We start from the raw sequence: 21,839 nt of genomic DNA, 5'->3' as shown, positions 1-21,839 counted from the left end.
TTCGTGCTGGCCCGCGCGTCGGCCGCGGGTCGCCATCGCTCTCGCCGGCGTGCACGCCGCCCGACCGCACGCGATCTGGACCATGCGCCTCGACGACGTCGACCTCGGCGACCGGCGCCTGGTCATCGACGGCCGAGTACGCACCCTCGACGAGCTCACCCACACCGTCCTCGTCGAATGGCTGGAACACCGACGTGACCGGTGGCCACGCACCGCCAACCCTTATTTGATCATCAACCAGCACACCGCGTTCGACGACCGCCCCGTCAGCAAAGTCTGGATCACCGACGCCCTACGCGGGCAAGCCGCTACCCTCGAACGCCTACGAGTAGACCGCCAACTCGAAGAAGCCCTCACCCACGGCCCCGACCCGCTGCACCTGGCCGCCGTGTTCGGCCTCGATGACAAGACCGCCATCCGCTACGCCAACGCCGCCCGACAGATCCTGAAGACCGAAGCCGAGCGGCACGCCATCGCCTGTTCCCTCGAACCCAAGGATGCAGCCACGCTTCCGAGCAGCGACGGCCCCTTGGGTTCCCGGTGAGGAACCGTCAGTTTCGCTGAACCCACGGGAGCCACGGCCCCTCGCTTGGGTAGCTGTCCCAGCCCGCCAAGTCTTTGATCTTGAAGGGTCCGCGCTCGACCATGGCGTGACCGTACGGCGCGGCCAGAGCTACACCTGCGCGTCAGCGCCGCGCCCGCAGTTCACCACCAGTTCCTCGAACGCTGCCAGCCCCTCGACGGCACCCAGGCACCCAGGCACCCGGTGACCCCGGATAGCCCCCCATCACCGGACAGTTCACCGGACGCCCTATCTGTGACAACGCTCGTCGCTAGTAGGCGCGTTTCGCGTCACGGCCGCCCGCGTGTCCGTTGAGGTTCCCCTAACGGGACACCAGCTCAACCCCCACCGGCCGCTCCCAGTCACCCACGAAGATCAACTAATTGGCCCCTGGTGTCTCGGTTCTTACCAACACCCCGCGTACGCGGGGGTGATCCCGCAAGGGCGGCCATCGCGGCGGCAACCATGAGGTGCTTCCCGCGTACGCGGGTGATCCGCGCCGGGCGTACGAGCAGCTCGCAGTGGACCTGGTGCTTCCCGCGTACGCGGGGGTGATCCGTTGTACTGCATGAGGCCCGAGCAGTCGAACGTGCTCCCCGCGTACGCGGGGGTGATCCCTCGCCGACGCCGGCGTCGTCGTGGGTCAGCGGGTCGGTTCCTCGCCTCGGGATGTCTCTCGGCTCGCCCTCGGTGGCGGTGGTACGGCATCACGTTCTGCAGGTTGCCGAGGTAGGGACTGGCGGGTGCTGGTAGGGAAGGCCTTCGCGGCCGCGGTGATCGCGGGAGAGATCTCGGCGATTTCGGGCAGCGGGGTCTGCCGGTCGGCGAGGGGTGCTGCGAGCCGGACGATGTCTCGGAGCTCCTCGTGCCACTCAGGGCCCATCTCGTCGAACAACTGCTTGACCGTGGCTGCAAACGCCTTGGTCTCCTCCGGGGTCCACGGCCGTTGACGTTCGGCGTCGATCGCCGCGGCGGTTCCGGCTGGCCAGCGCCAGGCGCTGGCGCCGTCGAGATGGTTGGTGTGCAACTGCTGGTTGCCGCGCCGGTAGACGGTGGCAACATCGACGATGCGGTCCCGGTCGATCGTCTCGGCGGCCCGGCGGACGCCCTGGTAGGAGGCGTCGTGGTTGTCCCGCGCGGTCAGCCTGCCGTACCCGAGTTTCTGGACTTGGTCGTGGTAGCGGTGGATGATGCCGAGCCGGCTGAGCGGTTCCGGCACCGCCATGATGGCGGCCTCCACGCGGTAGCCGGCGGCCCTGAACATCGCCGCGGGCTCGAGAAGTCACCGGGGTCGCGCATCGTCGTCTCGATGATCGTGTCGACCCGCCGGTCGATCAGGTACTGCTCTGCGGCAGCCATCCAGCGGCGGCCGTCCATGCTGGTGTAGGGCGCGGCGTTCCGGTCGTCTTCTCGCAGTAGCCTGCTGTATTCCGGGTGGTAGGGCTTGTAGAAGTCCGAGACGAGTGATAACCACGGTGGCCTGTGTGGATGGGACACAGGTGCGGTGAACGGACGAGGGCCTCCATGATCGACGTTGCTACGCAACTATGACCATGGAGGCCATGTGCACGTCGATCTGGAGACCCTCGCTACCGCACTGTACGTGAAGATCGATGACGAGTTGAAAGCCCGCCCTGATCTACGTCCGGCCCGCCCGGTGACCGGGTTCACCCCAGTGCTGTCGGACGCCGAACTGATCACCATGGCGGTCATGCAGTCGCTGCTGAACATCCGCTCCGAACGCCGGTGGGTCCGCTACCTGGCGAAGAACCTACGCGCGTTGTTCCCGGTCCAGCTGTCCCAGCCCGGCTACAACAAGCGACTGCGGGCCGCCCTGCCGCTGATCCAGCACTTCATCCGAGCGTTGGCCTTCGACACCGATTTCTGGTTCGACAACCACTGGATCCTGGACTCCACCCCGGTCGAGTGCGGCCGGTCGAGGCCCACCGTGCAACGCTCGGACGCCGCCGGCTGGGCCACCTACGGCTACTGCGCGTCACACTCACGGTTCTTCTGGGGACTGCGCCTGTACCTGATCTGCACCCCGACCGGCCTGCCCATCATGTGGGCCCTGGCTGATGCGAAGATCGGCGAACGCGAGGTCGTGGAGTACATGCTCGACCGCGAGCCCGCCCTGCTCGCCGGCCGGCCCGGACTGCTACTGATCACCGACAAGGGCTTCGCCGCGAAACGCTTCGAGCAGGACCTGGCCGACCGCGGTGTCACCCTGCTACGACCCAACCGCAAGAAGGAGAAGCAACGCCCCGGCCAGGGCCTCCTGAAGGCCGTCCGCCAACTGATCGAGTCGGTCAACGACACGCTCAAGGGCCAACTCGACCTGGAACTACACGGCGGCCGTACCTTCGAAGGCATCGCGACCCGCGTTGCTCAACGCCTGCTCGCCCTGACCGCCGCCATCTGGCACAACCACAAGACCGGCCAGCCCGTCACCCGCAGCCTCATCGCCTACGACCACTGAACGCGCAGCAAACTCCGGTTATCAGTCGTCGAGTTGACGACGATGGCGCCGCCGCGCTGATCGAGTTCCCGCTTGACCGATTCGGTGGTCATCGTCTTGCCCGCGCCAGGCTGCCCGGCGACGAAGACCACCACCGGCTGCTCTTGGGATACCCCGTGAGCCAGTTCCTCGGGCGCGATCTCCTCGCGGAAGATCCGCTGGGACTGTTCCTCGGTCAGCAGGTAGCGCCTCGGGTCGATCGGCATCAGGCGGCCCGCCGCCCGAGCTGCTCGGCCAGTGCCCGGTAGCGCTGCGTGGCCTCGGCGACGCCTTGGCGGTCCGTCGGCTGCAGTTCGTTACGTGCGGCGATGCACTGCTTGCGCAAGCTGACCAGCTCGGCTACTGCGGTCTCGTCGCCGTGCTCCCGGGCGATGGCGATGAGCGGGGCGATCGCGGCGGCCGCCTGGCTGATCGCCTCGATCGCGACCTCGTAGGAGACGGACTCCGTCGAATCCCACTCGAACTGGCCCATGTTGGCTAGCGCGGACTGTTCAGTCACGGGCTGTACCTCCTTAGTCACTCAGACTCAGAGTATTGGAGATGATCAAGGTGTGGCGGGTGCGGTGATGCCCGGGGAATCAGAGGCTGTCGGCGTCGGGAAGCTGGGCGAGTACCTCCGGCGGCACCGGTTCCACGGGTAGTGGTCGCGGTTCGGTGTGCTTGTCGGGGCGGCACCGGCTGAATGGGCCGTACTCGGCAGCCAGGGCGGCGAGGTGCGGGTCCAGGTGGTCGCGCCACCAGATGCTCATGCCGGTCTGCGGGTCGCTGACCCGCAGCGTCTCCCACGCCCGCCACAGTGCGTACAGGCGGGAGATTCCTTCCGGGTGCGCCCACCAGCGGGGGCACCAGTTCACTCCGGAGGTCGGCCCGGAGGCGAGGCGCCGCTCGACGACGTGGGCGAGGTAGTCCCCGACGAACGCCGCCACGTCCCGGTACACCGGCTCCGGGGTCGTCGGGTCCGGAGCCGGCGGCTGGGCGGCCGGCGAATCCGTGGACGGGTCGCCGGCGAGTTGGCCGAGCAGGGCGCTGAGGTCGGCGACCGGGTCCGTGCCCGGTCCGGGGGACGGTGTGGTCATGGCGTCGGCTCCGGCGGGGCGTCGGGGGTCAGGGTCCAGTCGGTGCGGCTGTCAGGGTCCCAGCGGGCGATCGACGCGCGGATCGCCTCGGCGTACGGCCCGTCCTGCCACGGTGCGGTGCGGGCGAGCGCCGGCGGGGCACCGGAGGCGTAGACGACCATCCGGCCGCGGGGCAGGGCGTGTAGGTCGGACACGTCGAGGATGCGTTGCCGGCGGGTGGCGTGGGAGACCGACCGTTGGCCCCATCCGGATCCGCTGCTGCTGGTGGACCTGGTGGTGACGTCGTGCTCGCCGATGAGCTTGGACAGCTCTTCGAGCCAGTCGGGGTCGGCGACGCCGCCGCCGTAGGTGCGCACGTTCGCCGCCGACCACAGCTTGCGCATGCCTTCGCGGCCCCACACGTCGACGCCCTGGGGGTAGGACTGCAGGATCGTGATGATCGGCAGGCCGTGGGAGCCGTAGTAGGAGTAGAGGGCCGGGAGCTGGCGCAGCCGGCAGATGTTGGCGGCCTCGTCGAGGATGTTCAGCAGCGGCGGGTCCAGGCGCCGGCCGGCCGAGGCGCGGGCGCGTAGCTCGCCGGCGCGCAGGACCGCGTCGGTGAGCGCGGCGACCAGCGGGGCGGGGGAGCCGGGGCCGCCCTGGGAGAGCAGGTACAGCACGTCGGCGGAGGCCACGAACGCGGCCGGGTCGAACTCGAGGACCCCGGCGCGGGTCGGTGGGGTGACCCAGCGGGTGACGGCGGGCTCGGTGAGGCACATGAGCATCTTCTGGGCGCCGGCGTAGATGCCGCCGCGGGTCTTGTCAGGCATGTTGACCACGCTGGCGACGGCGTCGCCAGGGACCCTGTTGCCGAATTCGTTCAGGCGGCGAGGGTGTAGTCGAGGCGGGCGAGGTGGCTTGTTCTGGTTCGGTCGAGGGGCTGGTCGTTCCACCAGGCATCGATCCTGGTCAGGTTCAGGGCTATTGCGGAGAATGCGTGTTGGAGACGGGTTTTCGGTAGGCCGCGGTAGCGGGCGTGGCGGATGCCGGTGATCGCGATGGCTTGGTGGATGGTGCTTTCCACGCCGGCGCGCAGGGCGTAGTCGTCCTGCCAGGTCTTGCGGGCTTGGTCGGCGCGGTTACGGGCCAGGGCTTCGTGCAGCTCTTGGGGGCGCAGGGTCAGGTGACGCCGGCCGCGTTTGGAGGCGGTGCACTGGGTTCGGGCTGGGCAGGGGTGGCAGGCGCCGGTGGGGAATGTGATCACGATTGCGTCGGTGCCGTGCTGGCTGACGGGGTTCCAGTTGCCGCTGGTGTTGCCTTGCGGGCAGGTGACCTGCCGGGTGGCCCAGTCGATGGTGAAGGCGTCCTTGGCGAACCCGGTACCGGCCCTGGCCTGCGCGGACGTGTCACGGGAGGCGGGGGTGACCATCGTGACGCCGTACGTGTCGGCCGCGGTGTTGATCGTCTCGGCGCAAGGGTAGCCGGCGTCGAGGTAATGCCGGGCCGGTAGCAGGCCCGAGGCGGCCAGGGCGGCGTGGATGGGGGTGGTCGCCTTCACATCGGGCACGGTCGAGCCGGTGGTCGCCACGTTGATGATCAGGTTCGGTGGAGCCGGGGTGCCGGCGCCGGGCGGGTCGTCATCGGCGTGGCAGGTCTCGGTGAGGTGGACCTTGTAGCCGTTCCAGAACAGGTCCTCGCCTTTGGCTGCCCACCGGGTGTCGAGGTCATAGGGGGAGGTGATCCGGTGTCTGGCCGGCGGCAGACCGTCGTCGTCGGCCTGCCGCATCTTGATCACCTGCCGTCCGCGGGTGTCGGCGCTGATCTGGTAGTTCTGGACCAGCATCCGGCGTAGCGTCTCGATCGCGGGTAGCTCGACCAGCCACGCCGGGGCCGATGGCGACCAGACCGCTTCCAGCAGCCGCACCGCGTCGGCGCCGTAAACCTGCGCCAGCCGGTCTCGTTTGGTCCGCGAGGTCGGCAGCCGCCAGGAGTCGACGCGGGCGCCGTATCGCTGGTTCCACTCGGGGATGTCGATCACCGTGGCCAGCCACCCCGCAGCGGCCACGGCCAGGACCTCCACCGCGGCGCGGACCGTCTCCCCGGCCAACTCGAGGCGGTTGAGGTCACGCACCGCTGAGATCACGTGGGTGGAATCGGTGCGGGCCTTGCTACCGGCGCCGATCAGGCCCTTGTCCTTCAACACCTGAAGGAGCAGGTCGAACGCGGCGCGTTCCAGACCGTGCTCGACGAGGCGGGCCCGGAACTTGCTCAACACGCTGTAGTCGAACCCGGTATCGGTCAGCTCCAGCCCCAGGCAGTACTTCCAGTCGATGGCCCGGACCACCATCTGCGCCGCCTGCCGGTCAGTCAACCCTTCGGCGTACTGCAACGCCGTCACTAGAGCCAGGACCCCCGGCGAGGTCGCCGGCGCACCCCGGACCCCGAAAGCAGCCGCGAACCGCTCATCAGCGAACACCTCACCCAACTGGTCACGCACACTCATCGCCAGACTGCCCTTGGGAAACGCCGCCCTGGCCACCAGCATCGTCTGCTCCGGAACTTGCGCCAACGGGCGCGACCGCATCGACATCGGCAAAACCATCCTGCGGCCGGGAGAGGGGAAAAGCCGACCAGCAACACGATCATTCAGGACAGACAAGCCAACACACCGGATCCACAACGGCATGTCACGAATTCAGCAACAGGGTCGGCGCGGGCGTCGCGCAGCTGGGCGCGGACGTCGTCGTGCTGGGCCTGCAGGGCGCGGCGGCGTTCGACCTCCCGGGCGGCGGTCGCCGCGCGGGCCTCCGCCTCGGCCTCGGCGCGGCCCTGAGCCTTACGGGCCTCAGCCACGTCGCGGGCGGCGCGGGCGACCGCGTCCGCGGCGTCCCGCTCCGCCGCGGTGGCGCGGGCCACGGGGGCGTGCCGCTCGGTCTGCGCCGCTGGCGGCAGCTCGACCGGGGCGGTGTCGTCGTAGTCGACCTCACCGGGGGCGAATGCCCGACGGCTCGGGTCGGGGGTCAGGCCCCGCTCGGACCCGGGGCGGGGTCTGGGTGTGTGGTGGCGCACGTGTGGGCGGGGATGGTCGCCGGTGTCGACTCCCGTCACTTTACGGTGAGGGTGCGTGGCTCTCGGCGATCAACACTGCCGGTGGTGGTGGGCGTCGGTCGGGTCGTGGGGCGAGGAGTGGGGGTCGTGGCCACCGGGTGGGCGACGGTGCCGAGGTCGTCGCCGGCGAGGTGGTCGGGGCTGGGGTGGGCGGTCAGCGCGGCTGACTGATTCGCACTGGGTGCCCCTGTTTCGGGGCAGGGAGGGGAGTGTTGCGCGTTGGCCGCTGCCGTTGCGACCCTTGAGCTCAGTGAGAGCTGGTTGCGGGCTTTGGAAGCGTTCACTGGGATGAGGGTGTCCCGGGCGGAGCTGCCGTTGTTGCGGCATGACATCGGCACGTTGGAAACGCTGGAGCTTCGGGTGCGTACGGTGCTGGGTCCGTTGCTGGAGCAGACGATCAGGGCGGTCCGGCAGGCGGGGGAGGGTGAGGCCTTCGACCGGTTCGTGGCGCAGACCGCTCCGTTTGTGAGGAAGATGGCCGAGACGGCTGACCTGATGCTCGCCGTGGTCGAGGCGGAGAAGAAGTTCTTCGTGGAGACGGAGGTCGGCAAGCGTACGGCGTTGGCCATGTTCAACTTCATGATTGCCGAGTTCGCCGTCGCCGCGGCGATGTGGTTCTGGAACCCGGTGGGGGCGGCGGCGCACATCGCGCAGACGCGGACGATCATTCAGGCGATCCTGCGTTCGGCGTTGGTGCGGTCGGCGGCGAGCGGCACGGCGATGCAGATGTTGTTCATGCCGGGTTCTGCGCTGCTGGCCGAGGTGTCGATGATGACCGATGGTCTGCAGCCGGGGGTGAACTGGTCGACGGTCGGTAAGCAGGCGGCGTTCGCGGGGGCGGCGGCGTTCCTCGGCACGGTGGGCGGGCCGGCGTTGGGCAAGGTCGCCGGTGTTGTCGCGGGCGCGGTCAGCAAGCTGGGCGTGTCGGATGCCACGAAAAATCTGCTGGTCGATGTGGTGACGCGGCCCTTGACGGATCCCCTCGGGGAGGGGCTCTTCGGTATCGGTGCCGGCTTGATGGTCGATGGGTATTACGACTTCGAGCAGAATCTTGGTGCGGACCTTCTGTCCGGGGCGATTTCGGGGGCAGGGGAATCGGCTGCGGCCCTGGCCGGGGCCGCGGCCGGTCGCGCCGTGCACCTGCCCCGGGTGCAGGTGCCTCGCCTCGCGTTCACGGCGGACGGTAAGCCGGTCATGCCGGTGGGGCCGACACCGGTTGGTGGGGACACGTCCACCGGGTACGAGGCTGGGGTCGACGATCCGAAGCCTGTGGTGACCGGCGGGCAGGCCCCGCCTCCGCTGCCGGCTTCGAACCTGTCCGCGCCGAGTCTGGACCTGCCCGTGCCGCGCCTGGACCTGTCGGTGCCGTCGTGGTCGGTGCCGTCGTGGTCGATGCCGGCCGTGCCGGCGCCGCAGTGGGTTGTGGCAGCGGGTGGGCCGGTGGTCGAGCGGTGGCATCGGTTCCAGCAGGATCTGGTGGATCGTTACGGTGGGTTGCTGGCCGGGGTGGCTCGGGCGGGCGAGAGCATGGCCGCGCTCGCCGTGCCGGTCGAGGGGGTTTTCGCCGGGTGGGTCGAGGCCCGGCGGGGTGATCGGGTTGTTGCGGGTTTCCTGTCCGATGTCGGTCTGCCCGCTGCCGCGCTGACCGAGGGATTTTTGACGGGTGTTCGGCAGCGGGCGGTGGCCGGGATGGCCGAGGCGTTGGCGTCCGCGGGTGGGCAGTTCCCGGCCGGGGTGCGGGCGCAGCAGGTGGTCGCCGGGCTGCCGGCGGAGTTCGACCGGCAGGCGCTGCGCTCGCTGGCGCACCTGGCCGTCCAACACCACATCGACCAGTACCTCGCCGCCGGCCTACCCACAGGCGCGGGCACGCCGACAGGCACGGGCACGCCGACAGGCCCCGGCACGTCGTCGGGCCCCGGCACGTCGTCGGCCGCTGGCACACCGGGAGGCGCTGGCACGTCGTCGGGCGCGGGCGTGCCGGCAGGCGCCGGGGCGGGGTGCCGTCCGCCGCCGCGGTCGAGGTGGTCGAGAGGGAAACGCGGAACTGGGTGGACCGAAGCCTCGATGCGATCCTCGGCACCTCCGCGCTGCCCGCAGTGCTGCCCGCAGTGCTGCCCGCTGTGCTGCCCGCTGTGGTGGCCGGTCCCGACGCCGCGCAGGTCAGTGCCGTGGCGAACGTGGTCCGGCAGGCGGTCACCGACCTGCCCGCCCGTTTCTCGGCCGCGACCATTCCCGACATCACCGCACCGCACGCCATCCCGTTCCCGGCGGACGCCCCGGCAAGCTGGCGTACCGACGCGCCGGCAGTGTCGGTGACTGTCGAGCAGCACACCGCAGCCGCGGCCAGCCTGGCAGAAAAGCAGTTCACCGCCCTGGCCCACCGCTACGGTGTCGACCCGGCCGGTCACGACACCCTCGCCGAACTGTTCCGAGGGAACTGGGTGGATGGATACCACCAGGTGCTCACGCAGGCCGACGGCAGCACGCCCGGCATGCCGGGCACTCCGGACACGGCCAGCGCCCGCAGTACGGAGCCGGGCGGCGCTGCCTTCCGCGTTGACGCCACGCCGATCTACGCCAGCGACACGACCCCGGTCAGTGACGTGTCCGTGGCAAGCGATGCGGTGTTCAGCCCCGATCTCGGCTCCAGAGACACGGATTCGACCGGTTTCAGGGACACGGCTTCGATCAGTGACGTGTCGGTGCTGGACGAACCGGTCAGCGTCGACTCTGCCGGTCTCGGCGAGCCGGCCGTCGCGGCTACCGGACCGGCCGCGCAACGAATCCACGACCTCGCCAGCGGCGGCCACGGCCGTGCCAGCGACGCTCAGCTGCGCCGCCTCGCCGCGGACCTCGGTATCCAGACGGCGTCCCCGGACGGGATCCTGCCCCAACTGTTCGAGGTGTCCAGGGACATCGTCATGGCGGACACGTTCAGCGGCGTGTACTTCGCAGACCCGGCGGCGGCGGACCCGGACGCGGCGGCGGCGGACCGCACGGCGGCGCAGGCGCTGCCGCGGGTGCGGGGATGGTTCACCATCGCCGGGCACCGGAACCTGGCCGAGCGGCTGGCCGACGAACCGGTGCGTCAGGCCTTGTTCCTCCGGATGCTCACCGCCTCGCCCGCCTGGCGACACGCCGTCGCGCAGGCGCGACAGCGCGGCGGCGACACACCCGACATCATGCTGGTCTGGTGCGACGCGGCATGGCAGGCACCGGGACAGGCCACCTCCTTCGGTGAATGGCTGCGCACCCGGCTGCGCGCCCGGCGGCTGATGTCGTCCACGCACGAGGTCGACCAGATACCCGGCGAGCTGCGGCCACACGTGGACGAGCCGGTACGGTCGGTGTTGTTCTCGGACGCCTCGGTGGAGTTGTTCGGACCGGATCTCGTGGAGGCGGTACGGACCGCGGACATCATCGACAACGGTCAGGAACCCGGCGTCCGCTGGCCGGACCAGGAGGACTTCGCCGCCGCTGGCGGCCGGCACCGGTGGGCCGGCAACACCTCACACGGGCAGTCACCCGATCCAGCGCAAGACGGCGACCCGTCCGGTCCTGGCCCGGCGTCCGCGGCCCAGTGGATGGGGGGCCCGTCGCGGGATCCAAAGGCGGAATTGCCGGTGCCGGGCCCTGCCCTGGAGCCGGACCGCCCGCAGGGTGAGGACCTGTCCTGGCTGGACGACTGGGATACGCTGCCGATGTCCGGGCTGGCACCTGCCCCGCCGGCAGGCACGGGTCTGTCCGGGCTGCCCGGGCTGCCCTGGCCGCTGGACGACCCGGACGCCCCCACCGCGTCGGCCTGGCAGGCGGAGCCGGCCGCGGCGGGGTGGACGGAACCGGGGTGGCCGGTTTCCGACATTGATGTGACCGCCCACGGTGCTGGGATGTCCACCGACCCCGGCCAGCCGCGCAATCAGGCCGGCGAGGGCAGCGGGAACCTCGGCGACTGGGCCACCTGGCAGGGGCCGGACATGGACTGGCAACCATCCCTCGCGCCCTCCCCGGCGGTGACCCGCACCGACGCCGGCATTGTCCACGCCGGCGACACCCCCCATCACCCGGCCGACGAGCCACCCACCACCCCCGCCTCGCCGCACCCCGACCAACCCCAACCCACTGCGGGCAGCCGGCGGGTGCGCAACCGGAATGATGCCCGGACGCTGTTCGACCAGCACGCCGACCACATCGCCACCACAACACAGCAGCGGGAACCGCTGCGGCAGTTGTGGAACGCCCTGATCGACCATATGGGCGCCGACGGGACCATCACCGTCACCGAGCGAGCCCTCGCCGCGGAGACATCCACACCGCAGCAGACGGTGCATCGCCGGATCGTGGTATTGCGCGACCGTGGTCTGCTGCGGCTGGTCCGGGAAGGTCACGGTGGCGGGGCGGCGCGGTACGAGGTGAGCGATCCGGGTCAGCCCCGGCAAGCACCGGTGCCGGACCTTCCCGAGGGCAGCCAGTGGGTACGCAACCGGAATGATGCCCGGACGCTGTTCGACCAGCACGCCGACCACATCGCCACCACAACACCGCAGCGGGAACAGCTGCCGCAGTTGTGGAACGCCCTGATCAACCATATGGCCGCCGGCGGGGTCATCACCGTCAGCGTGCTAGACCTCGCCGCGGCGACATCCACATCGCAGCAGACGGTGCGTCACCGGATCGGGGTATTGCGCGACAGTGGTCTGCTGCGGCTGGTCCGGGAAGGTCGCGGTGGCGTGGCGGCGCGGTACGGGGTAAGCGATCCGGGTCAGCCCCGGCAAGCACCGGTGCCGGGCCCTGCCCTGGAGCCGGACCGCCCGCAGGGTAGTGAGGATCTGTCCCGGCTGAACCACGGGGATCCGTCGCCGATGCCCGGGCCGGCACCTGCCCCGCCGGCGGGCACGGGCCTGCCCCCCGGGCTGCCCGGGCCGCTGGACGCCCCGGACGCCCCCACCGCGTCGTCCTGGCAGGCGGGATGGACGGAACCGGGGTGGCCGGTTTCCGGCAGTGGTGTGACCGCCCACGGTGCTGGGATGTCCACCGACTTCGGCCAGCCGCGCGATCAGGCCGGCGACGGCGGGAACCTCGGCGACTGGGCCACCTACCAGGGGCCGGTCATGGACTGGCAACCATCCCTCGCGCCCTCTCCAGCGGTGACCCGCACCGACGCCGGCACTGTCCACGCCGGCGACACCCCCCATCACCCGGCCGACGAGCCACCCACCACCCCCGCCCCGCTGCACCCCGACCAACCCCAACCCACTGCGGGCAGCCGGTGGGTGCGCGACCGGAATGATGCCCGGACGCTGTTCGACCAGCACGTCGGCCACATCGCCACCACAACACGGCAGCGGGAACAGCTGCCGCAGTTGTGGAACGCCCTGATCAACCATATGGACGACGACGGGACCATCACCGCCAGCGAGCCAGCCCTCGCCGCGGCGACATCCACATCGGCGCCGACGGTGCATAAACGGATCGTGGCATTACGCGACCGTGGTCTGCTGCAGCTGGTCCAGGAAGCACGCCCTGGTGTGGCGGCGCGGTACGGGGTGACCGATCCGGGTCAGCCCCGGCAAGCACCGTTGCCGGCCCTTCCCGAGGGCAGCCAGTGGGTACGCAACCGGAATGATGCCCGGACGCTGTTCGACCAGCACGTCGGCCACATCGCCACCACAACATGGCAGCGGGAACAGCTGCGGCAGTTGTGGAACGTCCTGATCGACCGGATGGGCGACGACGGGGTCATCACCGTCAGCGTGCCAGACCTCGCCGCGGCGACATCCACATCGCAGCAGACGGTGCGTCACCGGATCGGGGTATTGCGCGACAGTGGTCTGCTGCGGCTGGTCCGGGAAAGGCACGGTCGCGTGGCGGCACGGTACGGGGTGACCGATCCGGGTCAGCCCCGGCAAGCACCGGTGCCGGACCCTGCCCCCGAACCGGACCGCCCGCAGGGTAGTGAGGATCTGTCCTGGCTGAACCACGGGGATACGTCGCCGATGCCCGGGCCGGCACCTGCCCCGCCGGCGGGCCTCGATCTGTTTGATCTGCTCCATCCGGCGGCGTGGGTCGGCCCGCCCACGGCCGTGGGCACGGGACTCTACCCCGGGCCGCAACCGATGGATCCGCCCTGGGCGCAGGCCCCGCCCGGCCCGACATCGTGGTCGCAGCCCAGCGGCGACCAGCCCAGCCAGTTCCCAGGGACGCAGTCGTTCCCGCCCGGACCGGGTATGCAGGATCCGGCACCTCAGTCGCCGATGCCCGGGCCTGCGCCTGCCCCGCCGGCGGGCACGGGCCTGCCAGCGCTGCCCGGGCCGCTGGGCGACCCGGACGCCCCCATCGCGTCGTCCTGGCCGGCGGGGCCGCCCGCGTCGTCCTGGACGGTGGAGGGGGCGGGACCGGCGGGGCCGGTTCCCGACAGTGATGTGACCGCCTACGGCGCTGCGATGTCCACCAACCCCGGCCAGCCGCGCAATCAGGCCGGCGACGACGGCGGGAACCTCGGCGACTGGGCCACCTACCAGGGGCCGGACATGGACTGGCAACCATCCCTCGCGCCCTCCCCGGCGGTGACCCGCACCGACGCCGGCACTGTCCACGCCGGCGACACCCCCCATCACCCGGCCGACGAGCCACCCACCACCGCCCCACTGCACCCCGACCAACCCCAACCCCAACCCACTGCGGACAGCCGGTGGGCGCGCGACCCGGGCGAGGCCCGGGCGCTGTTCGACCAGCACGCCAGCCACATCAGCACGCGGCAGCGGGATCAGCTGCGGCAGTTGTGGAACGCCCTGATCGAGCGTATGGACGGCGACGGGCTCATCACCGCCAGCGAGCCAGCCCTCGCCAAGGCGACATCCACACCGGTGCCGACGGTGCATTACCGGATCGGGGTATTGCGCGGCCGTGGTCTGCTGCAGTTGGTCCGGGAAGGCCACGGTGGTGTGGCGGCGCGGTACAGGGTGAGCGATCCGGGTCAGCCCCGGCAAGCACCGTTGCCGGACCTTCCCGAGGGCAGCCAGTGGGTACGCAACCGGAATGATGCCCGGACGCTGTTCGACCAGCACGCCGACCACATCGCCACCACAACACAGCAGCGGGAACAGCTGCCGCAGTTGTGGAACGCCCTGATCAACCATATGGGCGCCGACGGGACCATCACCGCCAGCGTGCCAGCCCTCGCCAAGGCGACATCCACACCGGTGCCGACGGTGCATTACCGGATCGGGGTATTGCGCGACAGTGGTCTGCTGCAGCTGGTCCAGGAAGCACACGGTGGCGTGGCGGCGCGGTACGGGGTGAGCGATCCGGGTCAGCCCCGGCAAGCACCGTTGCCGGACCTTCCCGCGGGCAGCCAGTGGGTACGCAACCGGAATGATGCCCAGACGCTGTTCGACCAGCACGCCGACCACATCGCCACCACAACACAGCAGCAGGAACAGCTGCCGAAGCTGTGGAACGCCTTGATCAACCATATGAACGACGACGGGATCATCACCGCCAGCGAGTCAGACCTCGCCGCAGCGACATCCATACCGCGGCCGACGGTGCATGACCGGATCGTGGCATTGCGCGACAGTGGTCTGCTGCAGCTGGTCCAGGAAGCACGCCGTGGTGTGGCGGCGCGGTACAGGGTGACCGATCCGGGTCAGCCCCGGCCAGCACCGGTGCCGGGCCCTGCCCCCGAACCGGACCGCCCGCAGGGTGAGGATCTGTCCTGGCTGAACCACGGGGATACGTCGCCGATGCCCGGGCCGGCACCTGCCCCGCCGGCGGGCACGGAGGTTCTGGACCCGGATCTGGTTCTGGATCTGGATGGTGTGGATGGGGTTGGCCGGCCGGTGTTGGAGTTCCCGGTGCCGGCTGATGGGTATTGCGTGTTATCGGCGTTCGTTGTCGCTGATCCGGTGTGGGTGCGGGACGTGTTGGCGCAGGCAGGGGTGCTGCCGGCGGATCTGTATGAGTGGCTGTCCGGTCCTGAGCGGGCGCGCGTCAGTGTGGGGCGGATGGCTGGCGCGGTGCCGGCCGGGTCTGAGTTGGCGCGGGTGAACGAGTTGTTGCAGGCCCATGTCCTGTCGTACCTGGACACCCGTTTCGGGTGGTTGCCGGCCGATGTGGTGATGCAGCGGCGGCATCTGCCGCAGGGGCAGCCGTGGCGGCAGGTGCGGGAGCTCAGCGATGGGCAGGTGTTGGCGCGGCTGATTAAGCGTCTCGGCGACCAGGGCGGTGTTGTCACCGAGGCGGCTTTCCTGGGTGCGCGGCGGATCAGGCAGCGGTATGACGAGGCGCGTGCGGAGTTGATCAGGTTGGGGCTCGCTCCCGGTTCGGTGACGGATGTGCCGCAGGAGCAGTTGGACTTCGTCAATAGGCGCGGCCGGGGTTTTCACGCGGCGTTGTTGGCGCCGGATCGGGCCCGTGACTATCTGGCCCACATGCTGAGCACGGCCGACGGGCCGCTCGAGGCGGACGAGTTCGCCGAGGTCGTCGACACGGTGGCCGATTGGGACCGCCGGTGGGCGGGGCCGGGTGGGGAGTTCCTGCTGCCGTTGCTGGCCCATGCCACCGGTAGCCGGATCACGCAGCGCACGGGGCGGGGGGTGAGCCCGGTGGCGGTGTTCGGGCCGCTGGACGGCCGGCGGGTCGACCTGTACTACGTCGCGGCCGACCCGGCGAACCCCACCCACTACAACCACTACAACGCCGCTGTTCCCGCTCCTGTCCCGTCGCAGTCGGTGCCGGCCGAGCTGCCGCGGTCAGACGAGTGGGACCGGTTGTTCACGCGATTCTCCAGCGTGATGGGGCTGCCAGGGGCTGAGGATGTGCGCCGTAGTCTGCAGGCGGAGTTCGACCTCATCATCGACAGAACCAACTTCGCTGAAGAGCACGGCCTGTCCCCGGAGGACGTTCACCGGCTGCGGCAGGCCCTGGACACGCGCGGGACGTCCGTTCCCCACCTCAAGGGGGCGCTGCTACGCCTGATGTCCGAGGTGTACGAGGTCAACATCACCCTGGCCTCGGCCGCATCGGGATTCCGCGACAACTGAGTGTGGACCAACCGTGCTTCCGCAGATAGTGCCGGGTTGACAAAATGGACGTCGATGGTCCGGCGCAGGTGTGGCGGATCGCCCGGGTGATGTCTGCTGGCGATGTGGGATATCAGAACTGTCCGAATGCTGGCCTCGTGGTGCCTGGCAATGCTCGACGAAGAGGTGTGTCGAGGCGGCGTAGTCGTCGAGGTACCGAGGCAAGCCGCGCGTGGTCGCAAGCCGAGGTGGATCAGCTCGGTCACGGCAGGAGGGACTCCTGACCGTGAATCGCATGGAGCCAGTTCTCGCGTGACACGTCGTTCAGCGGCGCACTGCCCCTGGGCGCCCGGTCAGCGGCAGATACGGAGCCACTGAGCTGATCTCAGCGACGCGAATGTGTTGATTGGTGCGACACGGATGAAGGCACTCAGGCCGGACAGTGCTGGAAGTGGACGTGAGGTCCTCGGTAGGTAGTTCTCACCACAAGATCACCCACACGGTGAGGACCCCACGTGATCGCATATCGTGCCATGGTCGACGTCCCGAGGGAACTCGTGCGGTACCTCAGCCGGCTGCTTGCCGCGGAACGCCGAGCCAAGGGGACACGGCGCGGCACCCGCGCGTTGACCTGCTTCTACCAGGCACTGCTGGTGCTGGTCTGGTTCCGCAAGGCCGAGGACGTGACCCTGCTCGGCGCCGGGTTCGGCATCTCCCGGGCGACCGCGTACCGCTACCGCGACGAGGGCATCGCCGTGCTCGCCGCGCAGGCGCAGGATCTGCACACCGCGCTGCGCCGAGTCGCCGACGACGGCTGGTCCCACGTGATCCTCGACGGCAAGCTGTTCGACTGCGACCGGCTCACCGAGACCACCCTGTCGGTCAAGGGCGAGATCATCGACGCCTGGTACTCCGGAAAGCACCGCGACTTCGGCGCGAACATCCAAGCGATCATCCGCCCGGACGGACTGCCGATCTGGACATCGGCGGCGATGCCCGGGCACCTGCACGACACCAGCTGCGCCCGCGAACTCGGGGTGACCGCCGCGCTGAACTGGTCCGCCGCCGAACTGGACCTACCCGCACTGGCCGACTCCGGCTACGAAAGCGCAGGCCACGGCATCAAGACCCCAGTCAAGCAGCCTACTGACGGCAGCCGGCTCGCACCCGACAACCGCGCCTACAACCGGCTGCTGCGCGGGCTGCGCTGGCAAGGCGAACGCGGCTTCGCCATCCTGATCGGACGCTGGAAAACGCTACGCCATACCACCGCCAGCCCACGCCGGATCGGCGACGTCGTCGCCGCCGCGCTGCATCTGACTCATTTCGAGTACAAGTACCTACCCGAATCTTGTTGAGATCACTTCACTGGACGTCACCGGCCCAATGCTTCGTCGAAGCCACACCACCCCATGTCATCGATGCCCTTCAGGTCGGGGCTGGCCGGGTGTGTCGCGGCGGTGGGTGTGCTGACAGAACCGGCTGTGACCTGGGCTGTGAGCCGGTGTGGGTGGTGTGGTGGGTGGTCAGGCGGCGCGGCTGGGCCTGGGCGGCGGCGATCGGGCGGCGCGGCGCGGACAGGGACACGGGCCGGTCGTTCTCCAGCTCGGTGAGCCCGAGTTCGATCCATTCGCGGATGAGGGTGGATGCCTTGACGCCGGCGGCGTCGGCGGCGTCGCGGACCCGCTGGTCCAGGTTCACGGGCAGGCGCACTCCGCGCATCACCATTGGTTCGGTGTCCGCCGTGGGCGGCAGCTCGACCGGGGGGTGGTGTCGTCGTGGTCGGCCTCACCGCGGGCGAACGCTCGACGGCTCGGGTCGGGGTGAGGCCCCGCCGGGGCCCGGCGCGGGGGTGTGGGTGTGTGGTGGCGCACGTGTGGGCGGGATGGCTGGTGTCGCCGGGGTCGACTACCGTCACTTTGCGGTGAGGGGTGCGTGGCTCTCGGCGATCAACACTGTCGGTGGTGGTGGGCGTCGGCCGGGTCGTGGGGTGAGGTGTGGGGGTTTGGCCGCCGGGTGGGCGACGGTGCCGAGGTTGTCGCCGGCGAGGTGGTCGGGGGCTGGGGTGGGCGGCCTGCGGGGCAGGCTGATCCGTACTGGGTGTCCTTGGTTCGGGGGCGGGGAGGGAGCGTTGCGCGTTGGTCGCCGCTGCTTTTTCGACTGTTGAGCTCGGTGAGAGTTCGTTGCGGGTTTTGGAAGGGTTCACGACCCTGTTGCTGAATTCGTGACATGCCGTTGTGGATCCGGTGTGTTGGCTTGTCTGTCCTGAATGATCGTGTTGCTGGTCGGCTTTTCCCCTCTCCCGGCCGCAGGATGGTTTCGCCGATGTCGATGCGGTCGCGCCCGTTGGCGCAAGTTCCGGAGCAGACGATGCTGGTGGCCAGGGCGGCGTTTCCCAAGGGCAGTCTGGCGATGAGTGTGCGTGACCAGTTGGGTGAGGTGTTCGCTGATGAGCGGTTCGCGGCTGCTTTCGGGGTCCGGGGTGCGCCGGCGACCTCGCCGGGGGTCCTGGCTCTAGTGACGGCGTTGCAGTACGCCGAAGGGTTGACTGACCGGCAGGCGGCGCAGATGGTGGTCCGGGCCATCGACTGGAAGTACTGCCTGGGGCTGGAGCTGACCGATACCGGGTTCGACTACAGCGTGTTGAGCAAGTTCCGGGCCCGCCTCGTCGAGCACGGTCTGGAACGCGCCGCGTTCGACCTGCTCCTTCAGGTGTTGAAGGACAAGGGCCTGATCGGCGCCGGTGGCAAGGCCCGCACCGATTCCACCCACGTGATCTCAGCGGTGCGTGACCTCAACCGCCTCGAGTTGGCCGGGGAGACGGTCCGCGCCGCGGTGGAGGTCCTGGCCGTGGCCGCTGCGGGGTGGCTGGCCACGGTGATCGACATCCCCGAGTGGAACCAGCGATACGGCGCCCGCGTCGACTCCTGGCGGCTGCCGACCTCGCGGACCAAACGAGACCGGCTGGCGCAGGTTTACGGCGCCGACGCGGTGCGGCTGCTGGAAGCGGTCTGGTCGCCATCGGCCCCGGCGTGGCTGGTCGAGCTACCCGCGATCGAGACGCTACGCCGGATGCTGGTCCAGAACTACCAGATCAGCGCCGACACCCGCGGACGGCAGGTGATCAAGATGCGGCAGGCCGACGACGACGGTCTGCCGCCGGCCAGACACCGGATCACCTCCCCCTATGACCTCGACACCCGGTGGGCAGCCAAAGGCGAGGACCTGTTCTGGAACGGCTACAAGGTCCACCTCACCGAGACCTGCCACGCCGATGACGACCCGCCCGGCGCCGGCACCCCGGCTCCACCGAACCTGATCATCAACGTGGCGACCACCGGCTCGACCGTGCCCGATGTGAAGGCGACCACCCCCATCCACGCCGCCCTGGCCGCCTCGGGCCTGCTACCGGCCCGGCATTACCTCGACGCCGGCTACCCTTGCGCCGAGACGATCAACACCGCGGCCGACACGTACGGCGTCACGATGGTCACCCCCGCCTCCCGTGACACGTCCGCGCAGGCCAGGGCCGGTACCGGGTTCGCCAAGGACGCCTTCACCATCGACTGGGCCACCCGGCAGGTCACCTGCCCGCAAGGCAACACCAGCGGCAACTGGAACCCCGTCAGCCAGCACGGCACCGACGCAATCGTGATCACATTCCCCACCGGCGCCTGCCACCCCTGCCCAGCCCGAACCCAGTGCACCGCCTCCAAACGCGGCCGGCGTCACCTGACCCTGCGCCCCCAAGAGCTGCACGAAGCCCTGGCCCGTAACCGCGCCGACCAAGCCCGCAAGACCTGGCAGGACGACTACGCCCTGCGCGCCGGCGTGGAAAGCACCATCCACCAAGCCATCGCGATCACCGGCATCCGCCACGCCCGCTACCGCGGCCTACCGAAAACCCGTCTCCAACACGCATTCTCCGCAATAGCCCTGAACCTGACCAGGATCGATGCCTGGTGGAACGACCAGCCCCTCGACCGAACCAGAACAAGCCACCTCGCCCGCCTCGACTACACCCTCGCCGCCTGAACGAATTCGGCAACAAGGTCCTTGACCACGTACACCACGTACAGAAAACTTTGGACACACCAGCGACGCCGGTGCCGCACCCGGGCCGTCTGGTGGGCCGCTACCCGGCCCGCGGCCTATCTCCGCGCGCACACAGCCCGCAGATCGGTGCACCACTCGTCGACCAGCTGCGGAGTCCACCGCCACGGCAGCGCCTGCGCGTGCTCGGCGAATGCCCGCACCGCTCGCTGCCGGCTCTCCACGGTGCCGAATGACAGGTTCCGCGCGAGTTGCTGGTTACGCCACCCGTCGAGCATCGCGGTGAAGACCTGCTCGTCCGGTCGCAGCAGTCGCACACCGTCGGCCAGTTGCAGGGCCGCCGATCCCGGCGCGACGCGTTCCACGTCCACCGACAGTGACCTCCCACCACTCGCATTAGATGCGAGATCTTCGCATCCAATGCGACACGCTTGTCAAACCTGCAGGTCAGGAGGGGCGGATTCGCACCCCTTGCGGCAAGGAACCGCATCCACGAGGTCTACAGCCGGCGAAACCGCTACTCACGCGACCAGCAGCGCAAACCTCAGCCGCAGTTCGCACGCGAACTGTCTTGTATTCGCATCAGATCGAATACGCGGCGGTTGTAGCTTCCAGCGAAAAACCAACGCTAAGGCCCATTGATCAGCTTCGTGGCGTGACCCGGTAGCGTTCCGGTCCGTTTGGTGCCGGTCGATGCTCGGGTGGGTGGGTCGTGGCGACTCGGGACGTGTTCTCCGAGGAGGAGCTGGCGCGGCTGCGGGGGTTCCCGGAGCTGGGCCGGGCGGAGTTGATCCGGCATTTCACGCTGACCAGCGCGGATGAGGCGTTCCTGCGCAAGTTCCGGACCGGCCGCAACGTGCTGGGTGTGGCGGTGCAGTTGTGCACGCTGCCGTGGTTGGGGTTCGTCCCTGACGAGGTGCCGGCGGCGCCGGCGGCCACGGTGGGCCGATTGTCGCAGCGGCTCGGGATCGCGATGGGTGAGCTGCGCGGGTACGGCGAGCGCGAGCAGACCCGCACCGATCACCTGCGCGAGGTGGTCGCGTACGCCGGGTGGCGGGCGATGGACACCGGCGAGTGGAAGGAGCTGGACGAGTTCCTGTTCGCCCGGGCGATGGAGCATGACTGGCCGAAGCTGCTGTTCCGGCTGGCCTGTGAGTACCTGATCTCGTCGCGGGTGGTCCGGCCCGGGGTGGTGCATCTCCTCGAGCACGTCGCCACGGCGCGGGCCCGCGCCCGGGAGGAGACCTGGACACGGGTGGCGCACCTGCTCATACCGCGGCGCCGTGACGAGCTGGATCTGCTGCTGGTCCCGGATGTCTACCTCGGGCGCACACCGCTGTCTTGGCTGGGGATCGGGCCGACGTCGTCGAGCCCGGCGGCGGTCAAGGCGGGCCCAAGGAAAACGGCGGTGATCGCCGGCCTGGACGGTCCTTTGCCGACAGAGACATCCGGGGCGAATGCTGCGTGCCTGGCCAGACGCTCAACCCCACGCCCTAAAGATCAACTAAACGATCCCCGGTGAC

The 21,839-nt window shown here is 69.6% G+C and carries 14 protein-coding genes and 2 pseudogenes; 6 read left to right on the top strand and 10 right to left on the bottom strand.

The window, feature by feature from the left end:
* Nucleotides 1–82 precede the first annotated feature (82 nt).
* Complete coding sequence (locus JD77_RS29865) at nucleotides 83–544, top strand: hypothetical protein (RefSeq protein ID WP_170286605.1); 462 nt, start codon at nucleotides 83–85, stop codon at nucleotides 542–544.
* 661 nt (nucleotides 545–1,205) lie between these two features.
* Here the strand turns inward: JD77_RS29865 and JD77_RS29860 are convergent.
* Complete coding sequence (locus JD77_RS29860; RefSeq protein ID WP_281292152.1) at nucleotides 1,206–1,826, bottom strand: zeta toxin family protein; 621 nt, start codon at nucleotides 1,824–1,826, stop codon at nucleotides 1,206–1,208.
* 71 nt (nucleotides 1,827–1,897) lie between these two features.
* Nucleotides 1,898–2,059: pseudogene (locus tag JD77_RS34925) on the bottom strand (zeta toxin family protein); the annotation flags it as partial.
* A 67-nt stretch (nucleotides 2,060–2,126) separates the two neighbouring features.
* Between JD77_RS34925 and JD77_RS29855 the strand changes: the two are divergent.
* A complete protein-coding gene (locus JD77_RS29855; RefSeq protein ID WP_145775322.1) occupies nucleotides 2,127–3,041 on the top strand; it encodes an IS982 family transposase in 915 nt (304 codons plus the stop codon).
* Here JD77_RS29855 and JD77_RS29850 read toward each other — a convergent pair.
* From JD77_RS29850 to JD77_RS34485, 6 genes are all read right to left on the bottom strand, one after another.
* Nucleotides 3,029–3,286, bottom strand: coding sequence for a zeta toxin family protein (locus JD77_RS29850; RefSeq protein ID WP_246141118.1), 258 nt, complete (start codon nucleotides 3,284–3,286; stop codon nucleotides 3,029–3,031). The two genes, JD77_RS29855 and JD77_RS29850, sit on opposite strands and share 13 nt — an antisense overlap.
* Nucleotides 3,286–3,579: a hypothetical protein gene (locus JD77_RS29845; protein WP_145777156.1), complete on the bottom strand. Its 294-nt coding sequence runs from the start codon at nucleotides 3,577–3,579 to the stop codon at nucleotides 3,286–3,288. Before JD77_RS29845 ends, JD77_RS29850 begins: the two co-directional genes overlap by 1 nt.
* 79 nt (nucleotides 3,580–3,658) lie before the next feature.
* Nucleotides 3,659–4,156 carry a DUF4913 domain-containing protein gene (locus JD77_RS29840; protein ID WP_145777155.1) on the bottom strand — a complete coding sequence of 166 codons (498 nt, stop codon included), beginning with the start codon at nucleotides 4,154–4,156 and terminating at the stop codon, nucleotides 3,659–3,661.
* Complete coding sequence (locus tag JD77_RS29835; protein ID WP_281292150.1) at nucleotides 4,153–5,088, bottom strand: type IV secretory system conjugative DNA transfer family protein; 936 nt, start codon at nucleotides 5,086–5,088, stop codon at nucleotides 4,153–4,155. The genes JD77_RS29840 and JD77_RS29835 overlap by 4 nt, the downstream gene beginning before the upstream one ends.
* Complete coding sequence (locus tag JD77_RS29830; protein ID WP_281292195.1) at nucleotides 5,016–6,719, bottom strand: IS1182 family transposase; 1,704 nt, start codon at nucleotides 6,717–6,719, stop codon at nucleotides 5,016–5,018. The genes JD77_RS29835 and JD77_RS29830 overlap by 73 nt, the downstream gene beginning before the upstream one ends.
* Before the next feature lie 62 nt (nucleotides 6,720–6,781).
* Entirely contained in the window at nucleotides 6,782–7,243 is a 462-nt protein-coding gene (locus tag JD77_RS34485; RefSeq protein WP_246141114.1) for a hypothetical protein, read from the bottom strand.
* Between the two features lie 2,048 nt (nucleotides 7,244–9,291).
* Between JD77_RS34485 and JD77_RS29820 the strand changes: the two genes are divergently transcribed.
* Together JD77_RS29820 and JD77_RS29815 are read left to right on the top strand one after the other, a co-directional pair.
* The gene (locus tag JD77_RS29820) at nucleotides 9,292–16,284 is read left to right on the top strand and encodes a winged helix-turn-helix domain-containing protein (RefSeq protein WP_170286604.1); all 6,993 of its coding nucleotides are present in this window, start codon (nucleotides 9,292–9,294) and stop codon (nucleotides 16,282–16,284) included.
* Nucleotides 16,285–16,778: 494 nt separating this feature from the next.
* Nucleotides 16,779–17,621 (top strand): transposase family protein, encoded by an 843-nt coding sequence (locus JD77_RS29815; RefSeq protein WP_425463574.1) that lies wholly within the window; start codon nucleotides 16,779–16,781, stop codon nucleotides 17,619–17,621.
* 70 nt (nucleotides 17,622–17,691) lie between these two features.
* Here the strand turns inward: JD77_RS29815 and JD77_RS34480 are convergent, their stop codons facing one another.
* Complete coding sequence (locus JD77_RS34480) at nucleotides 17,692–17,976, bottom strand: hypothetical protein (protein WP_246141112.1); 285 nt, start codon at nucleotides 17,974–17,976, stop codon at nucleotides 17,692–17,694.
* A gap of 612 nt (nucleotides 17,977–18,588) precedes the next feature.
* On the opposite strand from JD77_RS34480, the gene JD77_RS29805 reads away from it, so the two are divergent.
* Entirely contained in the window at nucleotides 18,589–20,298 is a 1,710-nt protein-coding gene (locus JD77_RS29805; protein WP_145777152.1) for an IS1182 family transposase, read from the top strand.
* A gap of 116 nt (nucleotides 20,299–20,414) precedes the next feature.
* On the opposite strand, the gene JD77_RS34475 is transcribed toward JD77_RS29805, so the two are convergent.
* Nucleotides 20,415–20,687, bottom strand: coding sequence for a hypothetical protein (locus JD77_RS34475; RefSeq protein ID WP_246141110.1), 273 nt, complete (start codon nucleotides 20,685–20,687; stop codon nucleotides 20,415–20,417).
* Between the two features lie 341 nt (nucleotides 20,688–21,028).
* Here JD77_RS34475 and JD77_RS29795 point away from each other — a divergent pair.
* A pseudogene (locus JD77_RS29795) lies at nucleotides 21,029–21,742 on the top strand (DUF4158 domain-containing protein); the annotation flags it as partial.
* Nucleotides 21,743–21,839 lie beyond the last annotated feature (97 nt).

It is taken from the genome of Micromonospora olivasterospora, from assembly GCF_007830265.1.
GTDB lineage: Bacteria > Actinomycetota > Actinomycetes > Mycobacteriales > Micromonosporaceae > Micromonospora > Micromonospora olivasterospora.
This window is presented reverse-complemented; position numbering and strand designations above follow the sequence as displayed.

Excerpts from the sequence above, each read along its gene's own strand:
- JD77_RS29850 (WP_246141118.1), bottom strand. The coding sequence starts at position 3,286 with ATGCCGATCGACCCGAGGCGCTACCTGCTGACCGAGGAACAGTCCCAG.
- JD77_RS29860 (WP_281292152.1), bottom strand. The coding sequence starts at position 1,826 with ATGTTCAGGGCCGCCGGCTACCGCGTGGAGGCCGCCATCATGGCGGTG.
- JD77_RS29865 (WP_170286605.1), top strand. The coding sequence starts at position 83 with ATGCGCCTCGACGACGTCGACCTCGGCGACCGGCGCCTGGTCATCGAC.
- JD77_RS29840 (WP_145777155.1), bottom strand. The coding sequence starts at position 4,156 with ATGACCACACCGTCCCCCGGACCGGGCACGGACCCGGTCGCCGACCTC.
- JD77_RS29830 (WP_281292195.1), bottom strand. The coding sequence starts at position 6,719 with ATGCGGTCGCGCCCGTTGGCGCAAGTTCCGGAGCAGACGATGCTGGTG.
- JD77_RS29805 (WP_145777152.1), top strand. The coding sequence starts at position 18,589 with ATGTCGATGCGGTCGCGCCCGTTGGCGCAAGTTCCGGAGCAGACGATG.